Source organism: Rhizobium sp. S96 (genome assembly GCF_030382195.1).
Classification (GTDB): Bacteria; Pseudomonadota; Alphaproteobacteria; order Rhizobiales; family Rhizobiaceae; genus Rhizobium.
Genome location: NZ_JAUDRY010000014.1, coordinates 108,807 through 134,097 on the forward strand (window position 1 = coordinate 108,807; position 25,291 = coordinate 134,097).

A 25,291-nucleotide genomic window follows, 5' to 3' on the forward strand; every position below is an offset into this window, starting at 1 on the left:
GGGGTATTATGCGTAAAGCTCAACCAACTTCAGGTACCGAAGGTTCTCGCGAATGGAATCCAGATCGGAATCGTGCATGAACCAAAGCCTCATCTCAGCGCCGACTTGAGGCATCCAGCCTTCCAGCACATCGATCGCTCGATCAACCTCGCCGAGCAGCGCATAGGTACAGGCAGCATTGTATTGGATGTTTATGTCGTTTGGGTCGGTTTCCAGAGCGCGGGCCAGCCATTCCAGCGCCCGATCGCTGATACCAAGAAAAGCCAAGGCGGTCGCTCCAAGACAAGCGACGTTAGCGTTTTCCGGATGTAACCGCATTTCCTGCTCAGCCTTCCTGATCGCGATACGAGCGTAGCTCTGTGCCCGGTCTAACTGTCCGAGTGAACGAAAGACGTTCACAAGCATGATGGGTGCACCGTAATCCGCCGGCTTGATTTCCAACGCGCGCTGAAAGTATCTCGCCGCAGGCTCGAATTGCCCCTCGGTGACGCAAAACTCAGCGTAATACCGATTGGCCTCGTGGCAACTCGGGCCGAGTGACAAAGCCTGCTCGAATGCGAAAACCGCCTCGGCGCGATTGCCGGCGACCGCCAATGCAAATCCTCGGGCCGCATGCGCCTCCGCCAGATTCGGATCGATGGCGAGGGCCTTTGCCGTGTTTGAAAGAATGTCATTCACCGAGATCTCCAAGCCAAACTGAGAGCGGAGACGCGCGTCGCAAACCGCTACGCCGGCATAGGCGCGAGCGTAACCTGGATCCAATTCGATCGCCCTTGCAAAGCTCTGCCTAGCCATCAAATGGTTTGATCTCGAGGCGATGTGGTAGTACTCGCGCCCCCTCAAATAGTGCGTGTAAGCCTCCACGCTCTCCGTTGGCGCCTGCTCGATCGCCCGCTTTTCCTCCGGGAGCAACTTGACTTTCAGCTGCTCGACGATCGCCTTTGCGATCTCGTCTTGGACTTCGAAGATGTCAGTCAGGTCACGGTCGTAACGCGCGGCCCAGACGTGACCGTCACTTGCCGCCTCGATCAATTCGGCATTGATCCTCACATGGTTGCCGGCCTTGCGGACGCTACCTTCGACGACATAGGCGACGCCGAGTTCTCTGGCGATACGCTGGAGGTTCTCGGTTCGGCCTTTCCACGTGAAGACGGTGTTGCGGCTCAGCACAAACAGACCTGAAACATTCGACAGGTCGGTGATGATGTCCTCAGTGATGCCGTCGCTAAAAAACTCTTGCGCTGCGTCATTGCTGATGTTGGCGAACGGCAGGATCGCAACCGACGGCTTGCTGGATGATGCCTGTGTGTGAGTGCCCACGGCAATATGAAGCTGGTCGCTCAAGCTTTCGTTGCCCCAGTCGGCAAAATAGACATGCACTGGACGCGAGATATTCTTGACGGTCCTCTCGCCCTGGTCGGCAAAGTCGAAACCAAGCTTGTTTCCGACTTCATGACGCACAGGCGCCGAGCAGGCGATGCCGCCGGGAGCAGCGAGCGCTTGCAGCCGCACGGCAACGTTTATGCCATCCCCATGAAAGTCATCTGTATCGAAGACAATGTCACCCAAATTGAGGCCTATCCGGAACGCGATATGTCTGTCCGCTGGAATACCGACGTTGCGCTCCAGCATCCCGCGCTGGATTTCAACAGCGCAGCGTGCGGCGCTGAGCACGCTGCCGAACTCGACCAGGAAACCGTCGCCCATTACTTTGATTATATGCCCGCCGTGACTTGCGACGGCGGGATCAAAGAGCTCTCTGCGATGAAGACGAAGAGCATTTAGCGTGTCCTCTTCGTTGGCCTCCAACAGACGGCTGTAGCCCACCACATCGGCAGCGAGGATAGCCGCCAATCGACGTTCAACATGCTCGGCGCACATGCCCGTCCCCCGACCTACTGGTGGCAACATCACTCAATTCAATCAGCTAGGCAGCAATGTTGCCGGACGTTTCTATTGCTGACAACTAAAATATTCCCGTGCTGCTAAACCGGCAATTGAGTTCCGACGCGATTTCGAACAGGTCGCCTGCGACGCGGTGAACATCGGCAAACTACTGTCGCGGACTTCGACATCGCAGTGGACTCATCGAGGAAAGAAACAAGATATGATTAATATCCACTAGTGTTCGCATCGAGGTTGCCGCGAAGATCGCACTATCGACCACTATCCGGTCGCATTCGACATCGCGACCCGCTGGCTGGCGCGCAGCAACCAGCATCGCGAGATCTGGGCAGAGGCACTCGAAATCCACGGCATGACCAGCAAACTCCTCACGGATCCCGCCGCGGTCTCGTCGCCGGCGGACGGTTGGGAACCGGAGGCCCGCTAGCAGCCGGTTATGTCGCCCCGGGCCTGATCCTCAAGGCACGATCCGACATCATGACCTCGACCGCCGAAACAAGGCGAGTGGAGCTTGCCGACGGAGGCGTCCTACGCTCGGGCCAGACAGTGCAATCGCCGTACAGATCGGCGCGGCCCACCGGGATATCGAACTGATCCGCTTTTGATGCAAGTGAAGACGGTGGCTTGCTCAATCTTGCGGTCAGTCATGGGCTCGTGCGGGCAGGCCTGCCCCCGACGGATGTCCGGCGACGGCGCTCAATGCTGGTGAATGGCTGAGCTTTTCCACCGATGACGGGATGATCTCCAGCGGAACTCGCGGCATCGGACAGATTGGCAACTAGCGGGATGGCATGATCATGGTCGAAAGGGAGCGCATCGCCCGATGGAAGCGCGGCCGCGTGATCTCCCAACCTGGTGGACGGCCGGTGGCAGATGCCAGCCCACCTGCGCTCAAGTCTCCGGTCTTACACGGTCCGACGATGGGCCCGCGAAGCGGCATCCATTACCGTCGATTTCGTCGTGCATGAAGGCGGCATCGCCTCGGATTGGGCGATGAACGCAATCCCGCGTGACGAAACCGGCGTCACTGCTCCACAGATACACGCCGCTGGACGACGCTAGGTGGATGTTGTTTGTTGCCGACGCGACGGGATCACCCGCAGTTGTACGCATACTCGATGAGAAGACATGCGAACGCCCTTTTATCGCTCACGTCGAAGTTCCGAAATTGGACGACACCCTGCCGGACCTCTGCGCGCTCCGCGATGTGACCTGGCACGCCGGCTTTGGAGGAATTAATGGGCCGACGAGATTGCCGCAGATCCTCGAAGCCATCCAGTTTCCGTCGGTGCCCGGTTACATCTGGGTCGCCGGCGAAGCAAAAGCGACGACTGGAATCCGGAAGCTTCCATGCGACGAACGCGGATGGCCCAAGGATTCCGTCACGGCAATCGGCAACTGGATTATCGGCAAGCCACGACAGCGTCCCGTTTGTTACACATCGAACCGGAACACGTCGCTCCAATGCCACCAGCCTTCGGGTTAGCGCGCCCGACGGACCGCGCGGACTTTGCCGCTATCGCCGCCACCGCAATAAAAACGATCACCTCCATCTGACTCAAGCCCCGAGACCGTGAGACCGGGCGGCATCTCGATGAGTTCCAGTACGCGCCCGCTCTCAGGCTCAAGATGCCTGATATCGCTCTTTTCGCCTTCCCAGGTGGCATGCCAGAGTTCGCCATCGATCCACGTCACACCGGTAACGAACCGGTTGGAGTCGATGCTGCGGAGAAGCGCACCCGTCTCCGGATCGATCTGATGGATCTTTCGACCGCGATAGTCTCCAATCCAAAGCGTCCCCTCCGCCCAGGCGAGGCCGGAATCGCCCCCCTTGGCGGGCGTTGGGATCGTCTTCAGCACCGTACCCGTCTTCGGATCGATCTTCTGGATTTGCCCTTCCGCAATCTGAAAGAGATAGCGTCCGTCGAAGGCCGTGCCGGCCTGTGCGGCAACGTCGATCGAGCGCACAACGTCGCCGGCATCGGGATCGAGCGCATTGAGCCTGTCGCCAGAGGCAAACCAGACATGTCGGCCGTCATAGGTGACACCCGCCACGTGATTGACGTCAGGAAAGGGACCATATTCGCGAAGTATTTCAGCCTTGCTCTGTTTCATTGGTCTATCCTACTGGTTGGCAGTGGACCTGGGAGTAACAAAGTTGACGGGAAGCCTGGCAGCGATGGGATCGTCCAACGGCGTGCCGGCCCTCGTCCAAACGATTGTACCTTGCCTGCTTCAGCAAGCGCATCAAGGGCCCTCTGCACGGTGCGCGGACTCGATCCGATTGCGATCGCCAACGCTGAACTCGACCAAGCCTCCCCATCCGCCAGGAATGCCAGGATCTCGCCATTCTGCTCCTCGACCGGTGGCGCCAGGATAATCACATTGGTGGCGCGCCGAGGGGCGAGCACGAAACCGTCCTTGGTAGCGCTGATATCGGCGATATGATGAAGCTCGCCGCGGAGCCGCCCAATCTCGACCCGCAGCCTCGCACGATGGGAATCATCGGCGTCCTTCCCCTTAAACGCACGGGCAACGAGGATGTGCCGCGACACATCTCTCGGCCAATTCTCCGCCAGCGCACGCATCAGCGCGAACAGCACCGGTCGCGTCGTCAGCGAAACGATCATGTCACGGTCTCGGACGACATAGCGACATGCATCGACCACAAGCGCGCCTGATGCCAGTACCGTCTCGACTTCCTGTAGCATCAGGAAGCGCTCCTCGCCCTGCCCGACCAACCGTGCCGCCGGCGCTCTGAGGACTTCGGACGCTCTGTCGACCTCGGCACTCAGCGAAGAAATGCCCGACTCGCGCGCGGCGTTTCCTGCGCGATGGAGCGCCGCGCGTGCAACGTCGGTTTTGAGGCGGCGGATGGCGATCCCTGCGATGGCGAGTTCGTATCCCGTTCGCAAGGAGGCCGGAAGCTGTATTGGATCGACGCCAACAAGCAGCCGTTCGGCTTCGTCGAGATGGCCGATGAGGAGCAGCCGCCTCGCTTCGAGATGGCGCGCATGCGCCGCGTTCAGGCGATCGCCATGAGCTTCCAGCACTTCTCGAGCGGCGGTCAGCGTCTTGGCCGGCCAGGCAAGATCGCGCGAGACCAGTGCGATTTCTGCTTCGGCGACGAGACAGCGCGCCCGCGCGACAGCTTCCCTCGGCCCGAAGGCGCGGGCCGCCGTCTTCAGTAGGACCTTCGCCCGGACGAGATCACCAAGCTGTGCCATGACGATACCGCGAAGCGCGAGCGCCGGCGCATCGTCTCGCAACGCCACCCTCTTTAAAGCACCAAGGAGATCGCCGGTCGCAAGCAGCCTCGCTGCCGCGATGATCACCTCGTCCATCGAAATCCCGCCAAACTTGTAACTCCCACCCTCTCCCGCTTCGACCCTAGTCTGCTCACGACCATCAAGCGACCGCAAGGGGCGGTACACTGCACCGACAGAGATCAAGAGGAGAAGTACAATGACGATGCACATCACGGGCACACGTGAAGAGTGGCTTGCCGCGCGGCTCGACCTGCTTGCGGAAGAGAAGGAACTGACACGGCAAAGCGATATGCTGGCAGAGCGCCGCCGGGCACTGCCATGGGTTCGGATCGACAAGGACTACCGGTTTGAGACCGCCAAGGGCAGCGCCTCCCTCGCCGACCTCTTCAAGGGTCGGTCGCAGCTGCTCATCTATCACTTCATGTTCGGACCCGATTATACGGCCGGATGCCCCTCATGCTCATCGATCGCGGATGGGTTCAACGGCGTTGTCGTTCACCTGGAAAATCATGACGTCGCCTTCACCGCCGTTTCCCGCGCGCCGCTTCCGAAGCTCGAGGCCTTCAAGGAGCGGATGGGATGGACATTCGATTGGGCATCCTCCTTCGGCAGCGATTTCAATCTCGACTTCAGCGTCCTGTTCACTGAGCAGCAACAGCGTGAAGGCGGGATTGAGTATAACTATCGTCGCGAGCCGCCGGCACCAAAGGCTGCGGGCCAATCCGTGCAGGAATGGAAACTGCGCGGCAGCGAAACCCCTGTCGGCCAGATCGCCGCGATGACCGGAACCGACGTAGCCACCTATACACGCGACAGGCCAGGCATCAGCGCCTTCGTGCTCAAGGACGGCGTGGTCTACCACACCTACTCCAGCTACGCGCGCGGCGTCGACGGCATTTGGGGCGTCTATCAATGGCTTGACCGCGCGCCGCTCGGCCGAAACGAACAAGGCATCTGGTGGCGCCTTCACGACGAATACGGCCAAGGATGAGGTCATGGTTTACGCCAACCGAACACGGCAAGGCCCCGGGACGACGACCGGCACTGCGGCAAGCATCGCCCGCTGGCTGTGCCTCGCAGCGGCGCCGACCTTCGCCTTCATGGCGATTTTGACCTTGGCAAGCGGCGGAGCAGACATGATCTGCTCCGCAATGCAGGGCACCTTGCCAGTGGATGGCATGACGACCATGTACCTGTTGATGGCCGCCTTCCATCTACCGCCATGGTTGCGAATGATGTCCGGCCGTACGGTCGAGACAGAGCGGCACTGATGCCCGGTCGGAGTCATCATCTGGCGTCAACGCTGCCTAGTCTAGTTCACCACGCTCTTTCCCGTGGTGCCAAGGCTGCTGTCGAGCTTCTGCGCGGCGAGGACAACCTCCAGCCGGTTTCGCGCATCCAGTTTTTGCATCAGGACAGTCATGTAGTGCTTGACGGTTTTCTCACTGATGTCGAGCGAGGAGGCGATCTCGCGGTTGGTGCTGCCGCGCATCAGGTAGGCAACGATCTGCTCCTCGCGGGCACTCAGCCGTGCAGAGGTCTGCGCTTTGCGGCGCAGCGACTCCGTTTTCATCGACATGATGACCTTGGTGGCAAAGCCGGGGGTGATGAAGGTGTTGCCCGCATGAACCGTCTTGATTGCCTCGTGAAGGTCGGCGGCAGTACTGCCCTTCAGAACATAACCGGAGACCCCCAGGCCCAATACTTGGATGGCCGTCTCGATACTTGAACTTGCCGTAAATACGATGATGCGCGTGCGCTGATAGCGTTGAGCGATAATCTCAATCACTGCAAGCGGATCGCCGGGCATGCTCAGATCGAGGACGATCACGTCAGGACAGAGTTCGTCGACGAGCTGTAACGCGTCAACAGCGTTCTCGCCGCGACCAACGATGGAAAGATCCGTTCGATTTGAATAAAGACTGACCAATCCTTCAAGTAGTATTGGATGATCATCCACGAACGCCACGGAAATTACCATGTTGCTCTCCCACTCATTATCTCCGACAGTAATATAGCCCATCATTACTATATTAGTAAGATAACACTTATGGGTGACGCTGCAGTAAAATGACAAATACACCTATTGGTCTTGCCGGCAGGCCCTGCACTATTCCTCCCTGAATGCCTTCATCATCTGGTCGGTGAACGGCTTGAGGATGTATGACATCGCGGTCCGCTCCGCGGTCTGAACGAAGACTTCGACAGGCATTCCTGGCAGGAGCTTGTTTTCCTTGAGCATGTGCGCATCGTCGAGGGAGAGCGTTGCAAGATAGTAGGGTTGGCCGGTGGTTCGGTCGAGGGTCGTTGCGGCGGCGATGACGTCGACGGCGCCGTGGAGTTCCGGCGTCGTACGCTGATTGAACGCGACGAAGCGCATCCGTGCAGCCTGCCCGGTCGTGACACGATCGATATCGACGGGGGAAATGCGAACCTCGATCGTGAGGTCGCCGCGATCAGGAACGACCGACATGACGGCCGCGCCGGGAGCGATGATGCCGCCGATCGTGTGGATCTGAAGGTCGTAGACGGAGCCGTCGACGGGCGCGCGGACTTCCATCCTTGTCATTCTGTCACGTGCGGCGACCTCGCGCTCGCGCAGTTCGGCAATCCTGGCCGAGAGGACGACGATCTCGGTCTGCGTTTCCTTCCTGGTGGTCTGATCGATGGAGATCAGCTTCATGTTGAGCTCGCTGATCTGACCGGCGGCTTCGGCGATCTTGGCGACCAGTTCGCCGCGGCTTCCTTCAATGCGGGCGCGCTGGCGCAGCAGATCGCGCTTCTGCGAGATCGGCACCAGCCTGTTCTGCAGAAGCTTTTCCATCTTGACCAGCTCCTGCTCGACGATCTCCGCCTCGCTCTCGTTCGACCGGTTCTGAGCCTCGAAGCCACGTACCTGCTGCTCGAGCTGGCCGATCTGCAGCCGCAGCTGCTCCTTCTGGTTGGCGATCATCCGGCGATTTTCCTCGAACAGCTTCTTCTCCCCGGCAATGATGGCAGGGGCGAGCGCGAGTGTTTCGAAGGCGATGCCGTCGGCCGCATCTCGCTCTGCCATCAGTCGGGCGTGGGTGGCGACGAGCTGTTGTATCTGTGCCTGGACGATCGACAGCTCGACGCGGGTCTGGGTGTCGTCAAGCACCAGGAGGACGGCGCCCTTCTTCACCTGGTCGCCATTGTCGACCCGGATCTCCGCGACGATGCCGCCGTCTCGATGCTGGATGGTCTTGACCTGCTCGGAGACGACCACCTGGCCATGGGTGATCACGGCACCCGACAGCTTGGCCTGCGCCGCCCACCCCCCGACGCCGAAGACCAGCGTACCGGCCAGCAGTGCCGAGACGATGACCCGCGAGGAGATCCCGAACTGGGCATTGCGCTTCGTCTTGTCGTTTGTCCTTGCTGTTGTCGTCATCTTTGGTTGCTCCCGAAGTATTTCAATCGACGCAGGGCAGATTGTCAGGCTTGGTTAACGGCATCTTGGGTGCCACCATCCAGTGCGGCGAGAATGAAGTCCTGTTGGGTCAGTTCGTGATGACCGCGCAGCAGGATCTGGATGTCGTCGTCATGGTCGAGATCGACGATGGTGCGCACGACGGTCCGCGTGTCGTCGCCCAATGCTTCGTAGAAGAAGCTTACGCGGCCGATCTGCGGCGACGCTCCATCGAGCTCCAGGCCCGCGAACATCAGCGTACCCGCTTGGCCCGCAAAGGCGGACAGATCGAGGCGATCCCCAACCTGAAAATCCGTGATCTCGTCCCATCCGTTGCCGTCGTTGCGTGCCGCGGCAACGGAGTGGAAGACGAAGACATCATCACCGTCGTTGCCGGTCAGAACGTTGACGGAGATCGACGCCACGAGCACATCGTCGCCCCTACCGCCAATCGCATTCTCGACGCTTTTCAGAACATCGTTGCCGATTTCCGAACTGGAGGCGGTGCCGAGTTCGAGGTCGATCACGACCCCTGCGATGGTGGCCGACGCATCATAGACGTCGTTGCCGCTGCCGCCGTCGATCTCGTCATTCCCGTCGGTGTCGCCGTCCATGTGGGCGATGACGAGGAAGACATCGTTACCAGTGCTGCCGTAGAGGCGGTCGTTGCCGTCGCCGCCAACCAGATGGTCGTCGCCGCTGCGTCCATCGAGCCGGTCGTCGCCAGCCCCGCCATAGAGGATGTCGTCGCCGCTGCCGCCGGAGAAGCGATCGTCGCCGCGACCGCCGTGGATCGTCTCGAAGCCGAGGATGGTATCGCGGCCGATCTCCTCGCTCTCCGTATAGCCGGCCTCGATATCCGCAATGACCGCCTTCACGAGTGCCGACAGGTCGAGCGTGTCGTACCCTTCACCGCCGTCATAGATGTCGTTGCCATCATCGACGTCGGCGTTGCCGATCACTGTAACGATGACCGTATCATCGCCGTCGTTGCCCCGGACTGTGTCGTGGCCACCCGCCCCGCTCAATCGATCGTTGCCGGCTCCCCCCTCCAGTGTATTGTCTCCGTCGTCTCCGACAATTGTATCGTCAAAGGCGCTGCCCTCGACGTTTTCAATTTCCGCGAGGCTGTCTGTGCCGATCGCGGAACCGGTTGCTGTCCCAGCCGCAAGGTCGACCACCACGCCGCCTGCGGCAGCGCTGGCATCGTAGGTATCGTCGCCTTCACCGCCGACATAGGTGTCGTCGCCGTCGCCGAGCACCGTCCCGGTCGCGATCGCCGTCTGTCGCGTATCCTCCTCGACCAGACCGGCACGGAAGCGGTCATCCCCGGTTCCGCCAAGTGCCACATCCTTGCCGGCGCCACCGGCGAGATCGTCGTCGCCATCGCCGCCATCGAGCAGATCGTCGCCCGCTTCTCCGAGCAGAGTATCGTTGCCCGCTTCGCCGAAGAGGCGATCATTGCCGGCGCCGCCATAAAGGCGGTCATCACCTGCCTCGCCCATCAGGCTGTCATTGCCGTCCTCGCCATGAAGGTGGTCATTGCCGGCGCCACCGAAGAGGACGTCGTTGCCGCCGCCACCGAACAGTCGATCGTTACCGGCTTCCCCGTGGATCAGGTCGTCGCCATCACCACCAAAGACGGTGTCGTCGCCATCGCCGGCAAAGATGATGTCGCGGCCCTCGCGACCGTACACGAAGTCGTCGCCGCCCTTGGCGGTGACCAGATCGTCTCCGGGCGTGCCAAGCAACCGGTCATCCGCCTCGCTGCCTTCGACCTCATGTGGTGGCGCCTTCAGGAGCGACATCACGGATTGCGTGACAATGTTGCCCTTCCCATCGGAGACCTGGTAGGTGAAGGTGACATTGCCGCCAAAGCCGCGCTCTGGCGTATAGAGCCAGATGCCGTCACCGTAGGCCGTGATTGTTCCGCTCGAGACGACCAGGTTGCGCACATCGAGCTTGTCGCCATCGGGATCATTGGTCTTGGCGAGCAGGTCGTCGAGAAAAATCAGCGTCGACAAATTAACCATGCCGCTGGCAAGGATGTTGCGCCCGAGCGAGACCGGCAAACGATTTGCACGTTCCTCGTGGTCATCGCGATCCTCGTCGTCATCGTCATCAGGCTGGTGGCCACCGCCGCTGCCCGACTGCCCGATCGGCTGGCGCCCCGAGCGCACAACAGCAGACGGAGGAAAGCGGAAGCTCTCGCCGCTGATATTGATACGGCCTTCGTTATCGTTGGCATTGTAAGATCGAAGCACGGTGTCGGCGAGGTTGGGCGAGCGAGCAAGCGGCGTGTCCTCGAAGCTGAGTCGTACGGAGGCAACGTGGCGCCCGCGAGCGAAGTTTGCTGTACTCGCCATCAGTTCATCGGTCATCTCGCGCAGAAACGCGGCGACATCCTCGATGGCTGCAAGGTTGCCATTTGTGCCTGCGATCCGCGGCCCCGCATCACTTGTGTTGCGTGGTGGCGTCGCCGGGGCCGCGTCTTCCTGCTCGCTGCTGCCGAGTATGACGCCAAGCGTCCCGAACAGTAGCGGCAGCGAATAGAGCCGGCGATCAGCGCCCCTGGATGGGCCCTTGCCGTTGCTGTTGCAGAGGTCATCGTCCTCTGCGAGACGGAAGCGGTTGGCCGGTGCCACGCTGGCCTGACCATCGTCCGGTAATCCCAGGATCAACTTGTCGCCCATAACGAACTCCTTGCTCTCTGGCTTGTCGCCTATTCAGCGGCAAGCGGCTTCGCGCTACGGCCGGCTGCAGCCTTCTTTTCCACGACCAGCGGGCGAACCTTGGTGGGCTGGATGATGTCGTCCTTCGGCCCGAAGGCCGCAAGCCGCCCGTTCTGGACGAGGCCCACCATGTCGACGGCGGCAAGAGCGCTCGGCCGATGGGCGACGATGACAACGATACCGCCGCGCTCGCGTACCTTGGCGATCGCCTTGCTCAGCGCCTCCTCACCCTCGGCATCGAGATTGGAGTTCGGCTCGTCGAGCACCACCAGGAAGGGGTCGCCGTACAAGGCACGTGCCAGTCCGATACGCTGGCGCTGCCCGGCCGACAGCGCTGTCCCGTGCGGGCCGAGCTCGGTCTGGTAGCCGTCGCGCAGATGCACGATCAACTCGTGAATGTCTGCGGCTTTGGCAGCACGGATGATCTTGCGGGCATCCGCCGTCTCGGCAAAGCGCGAAATATTCTCGGCGATCGTGCCTTCCATCAGCGCCACATCCTGCGGCAGATAACCGACATTTTCGCTGAAGAAGGCCTCGTTCCACTGGCTGAGATCGGCCCCGTCCACCCTGACGGAGCCACGCAGCACCGGCCAGATACCGAGGATCGAGCGCGCCAGTGTCGTCTTGCCGCCGCCCGAGGGGCCGATCAGCCCGAGCGCCTGGCCGGCCTTCAGCGTGAAGCTGACGTCGCTCAGAAGCACCGCGCCGCTGGTCGGCGCAACGGTAGTGATGGCATCGACCGTCAGACTGTCATGCGGGGCCGGCAGCTCGACATGGCCGCTCTTGTCGTTCAGCACAGCAAGCGTCTCAGTGAGACGATGATGACTGCGTCTGGCGCTGACCACGCCCTTCCACTGGGCGATAGCCAAATCGACCGGTGCAAGCGCTCGCGCGGTGACGATCGATGACGCGATGATCGAGCCGGACGACAGGTCGCCGCGGATGGCGAGATAGGCGCCGAGGCCGAGGATTGCCGATTGCAGCATCATACGCAACACCTTCGACAGACCAGACAACGTACCGCCGATGTCAGATGTCCTCGTCTGGCAATCGAGGTGACGCCGGTTGGCCCGCTCGAAGCGGTCGACCGCCCGGCCGGTGATGCCCATGGCGTGCATGATGTCGCTGTTGCGGGCGTTGGAATCGGCCACCGAGTTACGGGCAACCGTCGCCTTCAGCATGGATTGGGAGTGGCGCCGCGTCAGCAGTTCGGCGGCGATCGTCAGCAAGGTGAGCACCACCGCGCCACCGACGGTCAACATCCCCAGCATCGGATGCAACAGCCAGACGAACACCAGATAGATCGGCATCCAGGGCAGGTCGAACAGCGCCACCGGCCCCTGGCTGGAAAGAAAGCCGCGCAGCGTATCGACATCACGGCCGCGCTCCATCGCTTCTGACGTCGAGTAGCCGAAACGCGGCATCTCGATCACCACCTTGTGGGCGATCGGCGCGAGTTCCGCATCCAGGCGCGCCCCGAGCCGGATGAGGATCTGCGAGCGGATGATGTCGAAGACGCCCTGGAACAGATACAGGCTGATCGCCAGCACCGACAGCGCCACCAGCGTCGAGATCGAGCCGCTGGTCAGTGCCCGGTCGTAGATCTGCAGCATGTAGAAAGCGCCGGTCAGCGCCAGGATATTGATGATACCCGAAAGTCCGAAGAGGTAGATAAGGATGCCGCGCAGTCCTTCGATCTTGTATTGCGGCTCGATCTTCTTCTTGGTCATGGCATGCCCCTCTGCTTTGAACCACCGTCCCGGCCGGTTCGCCCGGCCGGGAAGACTGTCGCAACCGTGTTACGAGACGCCGTTGAAGTCGCTCGTCGTCAGGTTGAGGTTGCCCTTCAGCATCAGCACGAAGTCGGCATCGGTGTCGGCGTCGATATTGCCGTGGATCACCGTGAATTCGGTGCCGTTCAGCACCTCGTGGGTGACAGCGATCTGCCCGGCAGCCGTCAGTGAGCTTCCCAGAGTGAAGTGCTGCACGCCCGCGGTTGACGTATTGGCATCGATCGAGCTGAAGTCGATCTTGTCGCCGGGCTGGAAGCCGTGGATCGTATCGCCATTGGCCGCCGCCGCCGACAGGAAGCGGAAGGTGTCGTTGCCGAGCCCGCCGTCCATGATGTTGGCTTCCACCGTCGCCGTGATCGTGTCGTGGCCGGAGCCGGTCACCACATTCTCGAAGCCGTAGACGATATCCGTCCCTGTCGACCCACCCGACACCTGGCCGCGCTGCATGAAGCCATTGCCGAGATCGACCGTCAGGTTGCCGGTGGCTATCGAATAGTCGAGCGTGTCGGCACCGTCGCCACCCCAGTACTGATCGTCGCCATCACCGGTCGAGGCAATCACGGTATCGTTGCCCGCTCCCGCCCAGACCTGGTCGTCGCCAGTCCCGCCCTCGATGAAGTCGTGACCGGCTTCACCGTGGATTGCATCCTTGCCCGCATTGCCGAACAGCATGTCGTCGCCACTACCGCCATGCAGCTCGTCGTCGCCATTGCCGCCGCTGACGCTGTCGTCACCGTCACCGGCGGTCACCACGTCGTCGCCGTCCTCGCCACGCAGGATGTCGTTGCCGCCATCCCCGACAAGGATGTCGCCACCGGCTCCGGCGAGGATGGTGTCGCCAGCCGCGGCCCCGATCAGGACGTCCGCAGCAACCGTCCCGATCAGCGTCCTGGCAGCAACCGGCAACGGTGCAACACCGTCATCGGGAACGTCATCGTCGTCATCGCCACCAGACGGGCCGTCGTCGTCCTCATCGTCGTCATCATCACCGCTGCCACCGGACGGCAGGTCATCATCATCGTCGTCGTCATCACCGCCAGACTGGCTGTCGTCGTCATCATCGTCATCATCATCGCCACCACCAGACGGGAGGTCGTCATCGTCGTCGTCCACCGGTCCGGTTGGGTCGTCGTCTTCGTCATCGTCACCGCCAGACGGACCGTCGTCGTCTTCATCATCATCGTCGTCGTCGACCGGGCCTGTCGGGCCGTCGTCTTCTTCTTCGTCGTCATTATGCTGGTCGTCGCCGTCATCTTCGTCTTCATCATCCAGCGGCTCGGTTTCGAAGATGTGCTCCGAAAGGTTGGTCAGGCCGGTATTGCGGGCAACGATGTCCGCGAAGGCCTGTCCGTCGATGAACTCTTCGTAGAAGTCGAAGTTATCGAAGCGGTTGAGGTAGTAGAACCGGTCCGCCTCCTGCAGACGATCGAATTGCTCGTGCAGGACAACCCAGAAGGTCTGGCCGACCATGCCATTGTTGATGTGCTGCTCGGCAAGACCACCGACCCAGAGATCGACACGGTCGATACCTTTCACGATGCCCGTGCCATTCGCCTGGATGGCGACCGCGATATCGGGATTGATCGCCTGGAAGCTGGCGATATCACCCTGCTGAAGAACCAGATCGGGATAGGCCTGGCGGAACTGCGCAATGACAGTGTTCGACAGATTGTTGCGGGTCTGGAAGTCTTCCCAGGACGTATAGGCAGCCAGGTTGCCGGCGTACCCGATCGCTTCCCTGATATAGGGATCCTGCGATGCTGCAAGATCCATGCGGACCTGATTGAGTGTTCCCAACCCGACATCCCATGCACGAGCAACGTTGAAGGAGAACAGGTCTGCATTGATGCGAACGAGATCGTTGCGAACGGCATCAACGATGTTGAAGTCCACGTCTTCCGCCTGCTGGGTGACGATACCTCCGAGGATCGAATTGACCCCCAGCTGTTCGTAGCCCGGCTGCGGCACGTATCCGGGAGGCAACGGCGCCGCGAATACGTCGGCGTCGTTGCTTGGGTTGAGGAATGCATCGAACAAAGCGACCTGCTTTGGTTGCCCGTCCGGTCCAAGCACGGTCATCGTCTGGCCGATCAGGGAATGGCCAACGCGGTAGACGGCAGCGGCGAACTCGTGCGAGATCGAAGCCGAGGCATCGGGATTGTATTCCTCGAAGCCATGGTCGCCGTCGCCGCGTATGCCGCCGATCAGCATGTCGGCGAACTCCGTGAACACGACGCGTTGGTATTCGGCCTCGTTGACCATCTTGGCGGCCTGGAACAGTTCTTCGGCCGTTCCCTGGAAGCCAGACTCCTCGAGCAAGTTGACGTGGTAGTTGTGGTTGCGAGCCCAGATGGTGTGCATCGCGGTCAAGGCGAAGTTTTCATTGCCGCGTCCGTCGCCGACCACATAGTGATCGAGCAGGCTGACGAAGGGATTGGTATCCAGCAGCAAGGCGTGGCCGCTGCCCATGAAATTCGCCGCCGCCCCCTTCAGGACGTCAGGATCGAAGGCACCCGTGACCTCGTCGAAGAGGTTGCCAGTGGCTGTCTCCGAGATCGGATAGTGGCTGTAGTAGTCCCGGAAACTGATCTGGCCGCCAGGCAGAGACGGATCGTGGAAGATAGTATTGGCCTGCCAGTGGTGCTGGATCAGCTCGCGTAGCGTCGGCAAGAGACGGAATTCCGGATTGGATGGATCGACCGCCCCCTGGAACAGATGCGAACCGACACCCTGGTTACCGTCGCTTTCGCGCAGGAACTGGCCAACCAGCTCATGCGAGCCGTAAGCCTGGTTCTGGTCGACGAACGGCGATGTCTTGTTGATATGCTGCGTGACGCCGTTCTCGTCGATCGCATAGACGGTACCACGCGTGAGGTCGGCGGGATTGCCGGAACCCGGGGATCCGTTGCCCGGAGCACCGATCTGCACCGTGCCGTTACCACCCTTCGACAGGAAGTCGAGGCCATGGTCGAAATACTGGCCAAATGCCATGAAGAAGATGTTGGCATTGCTGGCATTCTTCGGCAGATCGGCTTCCTGTGCACCGAGGATATTGCTGATGTTGCGCGGATCCAGGCCATCGAAGATCGGGTTGATGGCGTTGTTTCCGGTTACAGGGTCATATTCGCCGAAATGCGCGTTGGTGATGCGGATAAACGGCGTATCGGCAGAACCCCAGTTCGGGTTGTCTTCGTTGTTGCCGTGTCCCGACAGGGCTCGTACGCCGCCGAAACCTTCGGTGTCGTCATCGCCGGGGAAGGCGGGCTGACCGTTTATCAGGTTCTTCAGCCCGGCAAGGTCGGCGGCCGTGTATGCGAAGTTGCCGGTGACCCCGTCGTCATTACCCGGCGTTGTCGGCGCGTTCTGGAACTGCGGAGGCACGGCACCAGTGAAGGTGACCGAATGCGTGCCGTTCGAGAACGTCTTCGTTCCATTGGCATTGGTGGTCATCGCATAGGCGGAAAGATCGCTTCCTGGTGCCAGCTCCACCACATCCTGCGGCCGCAGGTTGCCGACTATCGTGTCGTGACCGCCGTTGGAGCGGAAAAGAATTCGATGCGCCGACTGCAGTGCAGAGATATCGACGGTATCGTCGCCTTGTTCGCCATTCACCGTGATCGTGTTGGTGAAGAGAGATGTCGGTGAAAAATCGCCGCTCGTTATGATCGTATCATTGCCGTCACCAGTATTGATGACAATTTCCTCGATGCCAGACAGCTCTGCCACGATCGAATTGAAGTTGGTGCCGTTGCGGGTGATGACGATCTGGGTGGCTGCGGCCAGCTGTGCGCCGTTGTTGCCGCCGATTGCATCCCAGGCCGCCCGGGTCATCACCCGGAAGGTCTCGCCACTGGCATCGCCATTGATCACCATCGTGTCGCCGACGGCAGTGTTCGCGCCGCCGTTGACGATATCCCGGCCTTCGCCGACGTTCCAGACGACGGTGTCGTCGCCGTCGCCAGCATTGATCGTATCCGTGCCTTCCCCACCTTGAATGATGTCGTTTCCGGCATTGGCATTGATCGTGTCATTGCCGTCGAAACCCAGGATGAGCTCGGCATTGGCGCCACCATTGATGGCCGCGTTGCTTCCATCCGTACCCTGCACAAGGTTGCCGGCCGCGGTGGAATAGACCGTTGCGCCGAACTGCAGCTGTTCAATGCTGGACAGAGTATCCGAGCCACCTGCGCCCGAGACCACCAGGTTCGCCCCGGCAAGCGCAAAGCTGTGCGCCGCGGCCGAACCGGTGAACACCACGCGGTCGGTACCGGTACCACCCGTGAAGGTGTTGTTGTTCACGTCACCGGTGAAGACGTCGTTGCCGCTTCCGCCCGTGACGTTCTCGATGCCTGAGATCGATGTGAACCCGCTCGCCGTACCGGCCGAGAGATCCACATTGACAGCGGCCGTTGTCGTATAAGCCAGCGTATCCGTCCCGACGCCAAGATCGGCGGTTATGCGCTCGATACCGGCGATCGAGCCGCCACCCTCGATCTGCGTGATCGACGTACCGTTATAGGCCACGCTCAACGTCTCGGCGTCGGTGCCACCACTGTCGATGATCGCCAATGTGTCGGTGTCCGCACCGCCAGCGATCACATCGCTGCCGCCGGCGCCTTCATCGATGTCGTAGACGATCGTATCGTTTCCTGCTCCGCCGTCGATCGTGTCGTTGCCTTCGCCACCAACGATCAGGTCATCGTCGCCGCCACCGCTGAGGATGTCGTTGCCTGCGTTGCCGAACAGCAAATCGCGACCAGTACCACCGGTAAATCGGTCGGCACCCGTTTCGCCGGCGATCAGATTGTTGCCGGTCGTGACGGTAACCGTCCTTGCGGTTGGGGTACCGCTATTGGCGGGATCAGCAGTGCTGATGGCGTAGTCACCAGCACCCAGCTGATAACCAGCAAAGGAGCCACCGTTGAAATTGATCAGTTCGATGCCTTCGTTGGTGTTGTCGAAATGATCGATTGCCGTGACCTGCTGGCCATTGAAATCGATAACCAGGTTTCCGTTCTGTGTTCCCGTATCGCTGTCGGACACCGACAGGGACGTCAGAGCAGCGCCTCCGGTGGCGATGATGATGCGATCGGCCGCGCCGGCCGTTTCGGCGATCGTGTCATCCCCGGCGACAAGTTCGAAGCGGTAGGTGTCGCTGCCAAGGCCGCCGGACAGCGTGTTATTGTTTGCGTTGCCGGTAATCGTGTCGTCGAAGTTACTACCGGTGACATTTTCCACTGCGGTAATGGTGTCGTTGCCATCTGCCCCGGTTGCAGCACCTGTCGCCAGGTTGATAGTGACCGAGCCGATTGCTCCGGCGTAGGTGACCGTATCGGTCCCTGCGCCGCCGTTCATAACGTCGTTGCCAAGACCGCCATTCAAGGTATCGTTGCCAGCCCCGCCGTTGATGACGTCGTCGCCCTCTAGACCGCTCAGCACGTCATCTCCGTTTCGGCCATTGAGGAGATTGGGGGCAGCGCTGCCGGTAAACGGCGCGGCAACGGTGCCGTCACTGTTATTGGTCCCGACACGAGCCGTCATCTCGGAGACGACGGTTTCAGCGAAGCCATCGTTGTCGGTGTAGCTGACGATGACCCTATAGAACGTCCCTGCGACGACGTTGTTGATCGTCGCAGCTGTTGCTCCTCCAACGTTCGCCCAAGGTCCGTTGCCGGGTGCGGCGGAACTCTGCCACTGATAGCTGAAGCCGTTGGTGGGCTTGCCGTTTTCGTCCTGGATTCCAGCCGTATTGACGGTCAGGTCATCATCGACCCCGGTGATCGTCGGCGCCCCGGTCGCTGGCGAATTGGTCAAGCGAACCCGCGTGCCATCGGCGAATTGTGCCCACTCGACGTTCCGCAGCGTATCGACGCCATCAGAGACCAGATTTCCGCCGGTCAATGGATCGACAACGTTGGACACGGTGACATGCGAGATCGTCGTGACCATCGCCTGGCCGGTGCCGGTGCGGGTAATCGTGTAGTTGGCGAAGACGTCATTGTAGTAGGCAACGTCCTGGTCGGCTGCGCTCGCACCATCGGTAAGGATTTCGCGCACGATCTGCATCTGGGTCGGCACGATCGCTCGGTCGACGAGGAGTTCGAACAGCGACTTGCCCCGCCAGGCGGTGATTGCGAAGTCGTCCGCGAACACGTGCCGCATGCTGTCGACGGTGGCGATTTCGGGGCCGGTGCCATCGGCATTCTGATGGATCCCGATCCGGACGTTCAGCCACCGGTCGCCGTCGAGAATATCATCCCCGCCATTGCCCCGAAGGTTGTCGCTGCCCGCACCACCCAGCAGGATGTTGCCGCTTTCGAAGAAGCCAGTTGGCCCGACCTGAACGATCTGAGACAGATTCCGGATACGATCGATGCCTGCCTGGTCCAGACCGTCGTTGAAGAATACCCCTTCGGTCGTGCCAACCGTCGCGCCGGGTGCGATGTCGCCGAACACCCGGCTATCGCCGATCAGCGTATCGTTGTGGTTCCAACCCGACAGTGCTTCCACCTTGTCGAAGCGATTGCGCAGGATGTCTGCCTGCTCCGTCGTGAAGATCGGGATGTTCATGTCGGCATAGCCATTGAGTGCCATGCCCTTGAAGATCGCCCAGTCGAAACCGAACATGCCTTCGTTGCGCATGACGCTTTCGCCCTGCACCATGATGTCGTCGCCGGATTCCGCGTCGAAGTCATGCTCTTCGTTTCCGGCGAACATCACATCATGGCCGATGATCGTCGAATTGAAGAACAGCTCGGAATTGTCGCCGGCTGTCGTATCGAAGCCGCCACCGGCCTCAATCCAGTCGTCGCCTTCGTTGCCCATCAAAAGGTCGACGCCATCGCCGCCGGCGATGAAGTCGTCACCCTCGCCACCAAACACCTCGGTGTCATCGACACCAACGAAAATGACGTCCTTGCCGGTACCACCCATCAGGATGTCGATACCGTTGGAATTGGCGATGACGTCATTGCCTTCATCGCCCTTGAGGAAGTCGCCGCTATCGCCGCTGTCGGTGATGATATCGTCGCCGCCGCCGCCGTTCACGAGATCGACGCCGGCACCCGATTCAATGCGATCATTGCCGTCATCGCCCCAGATGCCGTCATCGCCGAAATCGGTGATGATCGTGTCATTGCCGGTCGTGCCGCCGACGACAACGTGCTCGCCGCCTGTGAAGCGAATATAATTGGGATCGGCGCCAACAGTGCCAGGGTTGTCGCGAACTACCTTGCCGAGCCCCATTGCCTCAAGCGCCGCATCCGTGCCGATGGGGTCAACGCCATTTACATCCGCCCCGTTGTAATCCACCTGGTTGGCTGGATTGACCTCGAGGACGAAGTCGTAGGCTGCGAAGGCGTCCACGCCGATATGCCGGCTGATCACATCGTCGGCGGTACCGCGAATGCCGTCCGCTCCGGGCTGAGCTATGTCGGTATTCGCCATGATCATCTTGGCGAAGGAGTTCTGCTCCAGCATATGGAGGAAATTCTGGCCCTGGGTGCGGGTCAGGTAGTAGAGCCGGTCGCCGTCCTGCAGCGCTTCGAGCTGTGCTTCGAAGATCGCATTGAAGGTGGAACCCAGGAAGCCGCCGAATTCCATCTGCTTTTCGGCAAGGCCGCCGATCCAGAGATCGATTGTATTGAGACCGCTGTTGGCCGCATTCCAGCTGCCAGTGCTGTTCAGGAAGCTCAGCCGATCCGTGGGGATCGTGGTCACCGATCCCGATGCTTCCCCGAATACCAGCGCCCAGGCGGCATCGCGTTTGCCGGCAACAGTCGCTTGCGCGGTGATCGACGTGTGCGTGCCATAGGCGGCGATGAAATTCACAACCGAAATCGGATTCTTCAGGTTGGCAGCGAAATCGGTCCAGCTGTCGTATGGCGTCAGGAAGCTTGAGCCGGTTGCCCCGAAAAGCTGCGTGCGGGCATCGTTCAGTGAAGGGATGCCGGTATCACGGCCGCGCGCAATGTTGATGGACGCAAGATCAAGCGGCAGGCCGAGCAGATTGTTGCGCAGGGCGCCGGTTATGAACTCGTCGATCTCGTTGCCCCGCTCGATCGTCATGCCGCGCACGATGGCGCCGGCCGCCTGATCGGCGGTGATGAACGGGTCGTGCGCCTCGTTCTGAGGCGTATTGGGATCGTCTACGGTGGGAGTTGTACCGTCGTTGTTGAAGGAGAGCGGGTTCAGGAAGGCGGTGATCAGCCCCATATCGTCCGTTGTGATGCTGCCGTCGGCGTTGAGATGGATTCTCGGCATGCTCTCCGTCAGCATCGAGTGACCGAAGCGATAAACGGTATTGGCGAATTCGGAGAAGATCGCCGGATTGATATCGGTGATGTTGTTGAAGACGAAGGGATCGATCGCCGGCTGTATCTTGCGGGCAAACTCCTCGAAGACCAAATGCTGGTACTGCATTTCCGTGGCAAAGCGGCCCGCCTGGAACAGGCGTTCGCCATCCCAGTCGAGCGTATCCGCATAGGCCAGCCTCTGGACAGCGCTCATTGTTGCGAACGCCGGATCCAGCGCGGCGATATCGCCGATCAGCCATTCGTTGATGAAGTCGATGTCGCCGCTTTGCAGGATGGTCAACCTTTGAGAGTCGACCTGGCGATTGTGCTCGGAATGGAAGATATGGTGGACGGCCGTCAGGCCGATATTCTCGTTGCCGCGCCCATCGCCGGTGATGAAATGGGCGTCGAGAAGCTCGTCGTCATAGGCAACCTTGCGCCCTCGGTAGTCCAAGGCGATGTCGTTGCCGGCAACGTCGTCGCTGTCCGGAGCAATCGGTGTGTCGCCGAGAGGGCCGGCAGGCCCATCCGGATCGAAAACACCCGTCGGCACCGCGTTGTGGGCGATATCGTCAAGGAAGGCGTGTCCGGTGCGCACGGCGCCGGTCAAGGTGCCGTTCGTGACTGTAAATGTATTCACAGGATTTGCGAGGTTGCCTTCCACGACGACGTCGTCCGCCGTGTTGGGAATGCCGTCCGCGCCGATGCCGAGCACCAGCAATGGCAATCCGTTCGCACCGCGAATGAACTCCCCGTAGAGATCGGTCCGCAACAGGGGAAGATTGACAACGTCACGATCGGTCAACTCGATACCGAGGAAATCGCGCGCCTGTGCCTTGATATCCCTCCACGTCGGCAGGCCGTTATCCGAGCCGTCGAGCAGCTTTCCCGTGGCAACCGGGCGCGAGTCGGGAACGCTGTCCGGATCGGCAGTATCCACGGAGAACTTGTATTCGCGCAGGAACACCTGATGTGACGGATGCGATGTATACGTCTGGTTCTGATCAACGAATGGCGTTGTCGTATTGGTATGCTCGCCATTGGCATCCGGTGTCGCACGCGTCAGCACCATGAAGTTCGTGTGGCCGTCGTCCGGCGTGCCGGCAATGCCATCGGCGCCCTTGTCGTAAAGTGGATCATCTGCCTGCAGCGGTATGTAGACGGTGCCGTTGCTTCCCTTGGTAATCAGATCGAGGCCGTGATCGAAGAACTGGCCGAAGAACGTCATCCAGGCATTGAACGGCTTGGACAGTCCTTCATCCGGCGCGACGTTCGGGATGACCAACGAACCCTGTGCGTTGATTGTCAGACCAAGTTCCTGCGCAAGCGCGGTGAACGCTGCGGCGGGATCGGCGGCCACCAGCTCGGCATGCACAAGCGTTGCTTCGGCGTCGCTGAGCGCGGCTGCGGCATCCTGAATTGCATCGATGGTCGCCGAGCTGGGCGCAGCAGTGTAGGCCGCGACAGCCTGGTCCAACTCGCTTTCGGCCGATTGAACAGCTGTTTGCGCCTCGGCGAGCGCTGCCGCTGCCTGCGCAGCGGTTACGCGTCCCGCCATCAGGCGTTCGAGGTCCCCGTGTGGATCCTCGGAGCCAGCAAACTTCAGAGCGGCAAGAATTGCCGCCGGGTTGTTCAGGCTCATGTCGACCACAAGGTTGGAAATCAACCGCGGGTCGGCGTCGGCGACGCTTCCGGGGGCACCGTAGTCCGTGTTGGTTACGGGCGCCGCAGGCCCAGGGCCATCGGGGTCGAAGGTGTCTCCGTCCTGATCATTGACAAAGCTTCCGTCGAGCAATCTTGGCATCGGCTGGTCGGCCGAGCCCCAGATCTCGCGTCCTGGGACGATATTGTTATAGGTTCCATCGACGGTTCTCAAACCGACGGGAACGTGAGGGTCAGGAATGGCCAACAGGGCGCCAGGCGTGCTTGGGTCCACCACGTTACCTTCGGCATCAACGTAGATTTGGGTCAGCGCTGTGCCCGCCGCGTGTGCTTCGGCGACCTTGATCTGACGCAGAATGAAAATCATGTCCTGCAGGTTCAATGTAAACGCGGCCATTGCTCTCTCCCTCCGAAGCAAAACGACCCTGCGGAACAGTTGTTACATTCGTTCCGCAAGCTTAAATTATGTCGTTACTTTTATATCTTCGGCCTGAGCGCCCACACAGAGAACAAGGTCGCGTGATTTTCGAGACGTTGGTGTAGGCCGTGCGGAACGAAAGTCAGTATATCCATCAGACTAAAGTCGCATCGGCACTGGGGATCGCGAAACGCGCCGAAGGAGTGGCGGCGGCGCACAAGTTTGCTGTTGGCAGATGCAATATTGCGAAATACTGATATAAATCAGGAATGTCGTGACTCGGGGGGAAGCATGACAACCGGGGACATGGAAACACTGCATTCGGATGGAGATGTCGTGGGAGGGCCCCGAAGCCCTTGGGAGCGAGCGGCCGTTCTATTCCGACGGTCCCGTCTTGAGGTCCAGTTCATCGTCATCGCATCGCTGATCGTGCTGGTGCTTATGTTCGTTCTCGGGTTGTGGACAACGCACAGGATCGAAAAGGCGATCATGAAAGGGGCTGGCGGCGTCGGCGCCGCTTACCTGCAAACCTTCGTCGAACCGATGATCTCGGATACGGATATTCAGGCAAAGGCGCTCTCTCCCGAAGTGAAGCAGAAACTCGATGGCCTCCTGGGCGATAGCCCGCTTGGCCAGCACGTTCGCGAGATCAAGATATGGAACCCGGACGGCAGCCTGTTCTATTCCACCTCGGGCCAGGAACTTGACCATGAAGACGCTTTCCCGGAATTGAAGCGCGCACTGGCCGGTGAGGTTGTCGTCTCACGGACAATGGTCGACAAACACAAGTATTCCGACGAGGAGCAGGCAGCCGAGTATATCGAGGTCTACGCTCCATTGGTGCGCGATGCATCCGGCGCAACGGTACTTGTCGGCGAATTCTACGAACGGCCAGACTATCTGCTTGCGGAGATTGGTGGCGCCTGGCGGGCGACGTTCGCCATCGTTCTTTTGGTCTCCGCCCCGATGCTCGCACTTCTTTACATGATCGTGCGCAGTGGCCGTCTCATCATCGATCAACAGCGCGCTGCCGCGCGAGCGAGCCTGCGCCATGCGTTGGGCCTATCGAACCAGAACAGACGTTTGCGGCTTGAGGCCGAGCGCGCCCGACTGGAAGCCGGCAAGCTGAACGAGAAAATTCTAGACCAGATCGGCAGTGATCTGCACGACGGCCCCATACAGGTTCTGACCCTCGTCAAGCTTCGCTTGAGCGACCTCGGCGCTCCCCCTCAAGAGGCACGAACCAACCACGTGAATGTCGCGGTCGAAAGCCTGGGCAAGCTCCTGCAATTGATCACCATGACGCTCGATGAGATCAGAAACATCTCTTCTGGCCTTGTTCTGCCGGAACTCGACAATCTTTCCGTGAAAGAGACCATCCATCTCGCGGTCCGGCGCTTCACCGACCTCACCGGACATGTGGTCGACGTCAAGGGAGAGATCCCGACCGATAGCGTTCACGGACATCTCAATATCTGCGTCTACCGCTTTATCCAGGAAGCTTTGATGAATGCGCAAAGGCATGCCCCTGGAAACCTGCAGCAGTTAAGATTCCGAATGCGGCAAAATCGATTGGTGATCGCAGTCGCTGACATCGGCACGCCACCCAAGTTGGCGAATCCAGCTGCCGAAGACAGGATCCGGCTGGGAAAGCTGATGCAAAAACGCCGCATCCGCGCCTTCGGCGGCAAGATACGCACCATCGCGCGCGACAATGGTACACTTGTCACGGTTGTGCTATCATTGGATGAACAAATTGCGGCTTAGCGTAGCGGACTTTGCCGACCT

At 60.5% G+C, this 25,291-nt stretch carries 13 protein-coding genes; 5 read left to right on the plus strand and 8 right to left on the minus strand.

Annotation, left to right across the window (positions count from 1 at the left end; translation table 11 throughout):
* Positions 1-6: 6 nt before the first annotated feature.
* Positions 7-1,881 carry a TPR end-of-group domain-containing protein gene (locus tag QTL94_RS17475; protein WP_289802689.1) on the minus strand — a complete coding sequence of 625 codons (1,875 nt, stop codon included), beginning with the start codon at positions 1,879-1,881 and terminating at the stop codon, positions 7-9.
* An 897-nt stretch (positions 1,882-2,778) separates the two neighbouring features.
* Between QTL94_RS17475 and QTL94_RS28355 the strand changes: the two genes are divergently transcribed.
* Both QTL94_RS28355 and QTL94_RS28360 read left to right on the plus strand, forming a co-directional pair.
* Positions 2,779-2,967, plus strand: coding sequence for a siderophore-interacting protein (locus tag QTL94_RS28355; protein WP_354666065.1), 189 nt, complete (start codon positions 2,779-2,781; stop codon positions 2,965-2,967).
* Positions 2,968-2,971: 4 nt separating this feature from the next.
* Positions 2,972-3,391, plus strand: coding sequence for a siderophore-interacting protein (locus tag QTL94_RS28360; protein ID WP_354666066.1), 420 nt, complete (start codon positions 2,972-2,974; stop codon positions 3,389-3,391).
* On the opposite strand, the gene QTL94_RS17480 is transcribed toward QTL94_RS28360, so the two are convergent.
* On the minus strand, positions 3,388-4,020 hold the full coding sequence (locus QTL94_RS17480) for a Vgb family protein (protein ID WP_289802674.1): 633 nt from the start codon (positions 4,018-4,020) through the stop codon (positions 3,388-3,390). The two genes, QTL94_RS28360 and QTL94_RS17480, sit on opposite strands and share 4 nt — an antisense overlap.
* The gene (locus QTL94_RS17485; protein WP_289802675.1) at positions 4,017-5,249 is read right to left on the minus strand and encodes a winged helix-turn-helix domain-containing protein; all 1,233 of its coding nucleotides are present in this window, start codon (positions 5,247-5,249) and stop codon (positions 4,017-4,019) included. Before QTL94_RS17485 ends, QTL94_RS17480 begins: the two co-directional genes overlap by 4 nt.
* 121 nt (positions 5,250-5,370) lie before the next feature.
* Here QTL94_RS17485 and QTL94_RS17490 point away from each other — a divergent pair, with 121 nt between their 5' ends.
* The gene (locus tag QTL94_RS17490) at positions 5,371-6,165 is read left to right on the plus strand and encodes a DUF899 domain-containing protein (protein ID WP_289802676.1); all 795 of its coding nucleotides are present in this window, start codon (positions 5,371-5,373) and stop codon (positions 6,163-6,165) included.
* 4 nt (positions 6,166-6,169) lie between these two features.
* Positions 6,170-6,445 carry a hypothetical protein gene (locus QTL94_RS17495; protein ID WP_289802677.1) on the plus strand — a complete coding sequence of 92 codons (276 nt, stop codon included), beginning with the start codon at positions 6,170-6,172 and terminating at the stop codon, positions 6,443-6,445.
* A gap of 41 nt (positions 6,446-6,486) precedes the next feature.
* Here the strand turns inward: QTL94_RS17495 and QTL94_RS17500 are convergent, their stop codons facing one another.
* The 5 genes from QTL94_RS17500 to QTL94_RS17520 form a co-directional block, all read right to left on the minus strand.
* Positions 6,487-7,155 (minus strand): response regulator, encoded by a 669-nt coding sequence (locus tag QTL94_RS17500; protein WP_065690673.1) that lies wholly within the window; start codon positions 7,153-7,155, stop codon positions 6,487-6,489.
* Between the two features lie 129 nt (positions 7,156-7,284).
* A complete protein-coding gene (locus tag QTL94_RS17505; RefSeq protein ID WP_289802678.1) occupies positions 7,285-8,586 on the minus strand; it encodes an HlyD family type I secretion periplasmic adaptor subunit in 1,302 nt (433 codons plus the stop codon).
* Positions 8,587-8,630: 44 nt separating this feature from the next.
* Entirely contained in the window at positions 8,631-11,297 is a 2,667-nt protein-coding gene (locus QTL94_RS17510) for a calcium-binding protein (protein WP_289802679.1), read from the minus strand.
* 29 nt (positions 11,298-11,326) lie between these two features.
* Positions 11,327-13,066, minus strand: coding sequence for a type I secretion system permease/ATPase (locus QTL94_RS17515; protein ID WP_065690670.1), 1,740 nt, complete (start codon positions 13,064-13,066; stop codon positions 11,327-11,329).
* 69 nt (positions 13,067-13,135) lie between these two features.
* The gene (locus QTL94_RS17520; protein WP_289802680.1) at positions 13,136-23,482 is read right to left on the minus strand and encodes a peroxidase family protein; all 10,347 of its coding nucleotides are present in this window, start codon (positions 23,480-23,482) and stop codon (positions 13,136-13,138) included.
* Between the two features lie 312 nt (positions 23,483-23,794).
* On the opposite strand from QTL94_RS17520, the gene QTL94_RS17525 reads away from it, so the two are divergent.
* On the plus strand, positions 23,795-25,270 hold the full coding sequence (locus tag QTL94_RS17525; RefSeq protein WP_289802681.1) for a sensor histidine kinase: 1,476 nt from the start codon (positions 23,795-23,797) through the stop codon (positions 25,268-25,270).
* Positions 25,271-25,291: the final 21 nt, after the last annotated feature.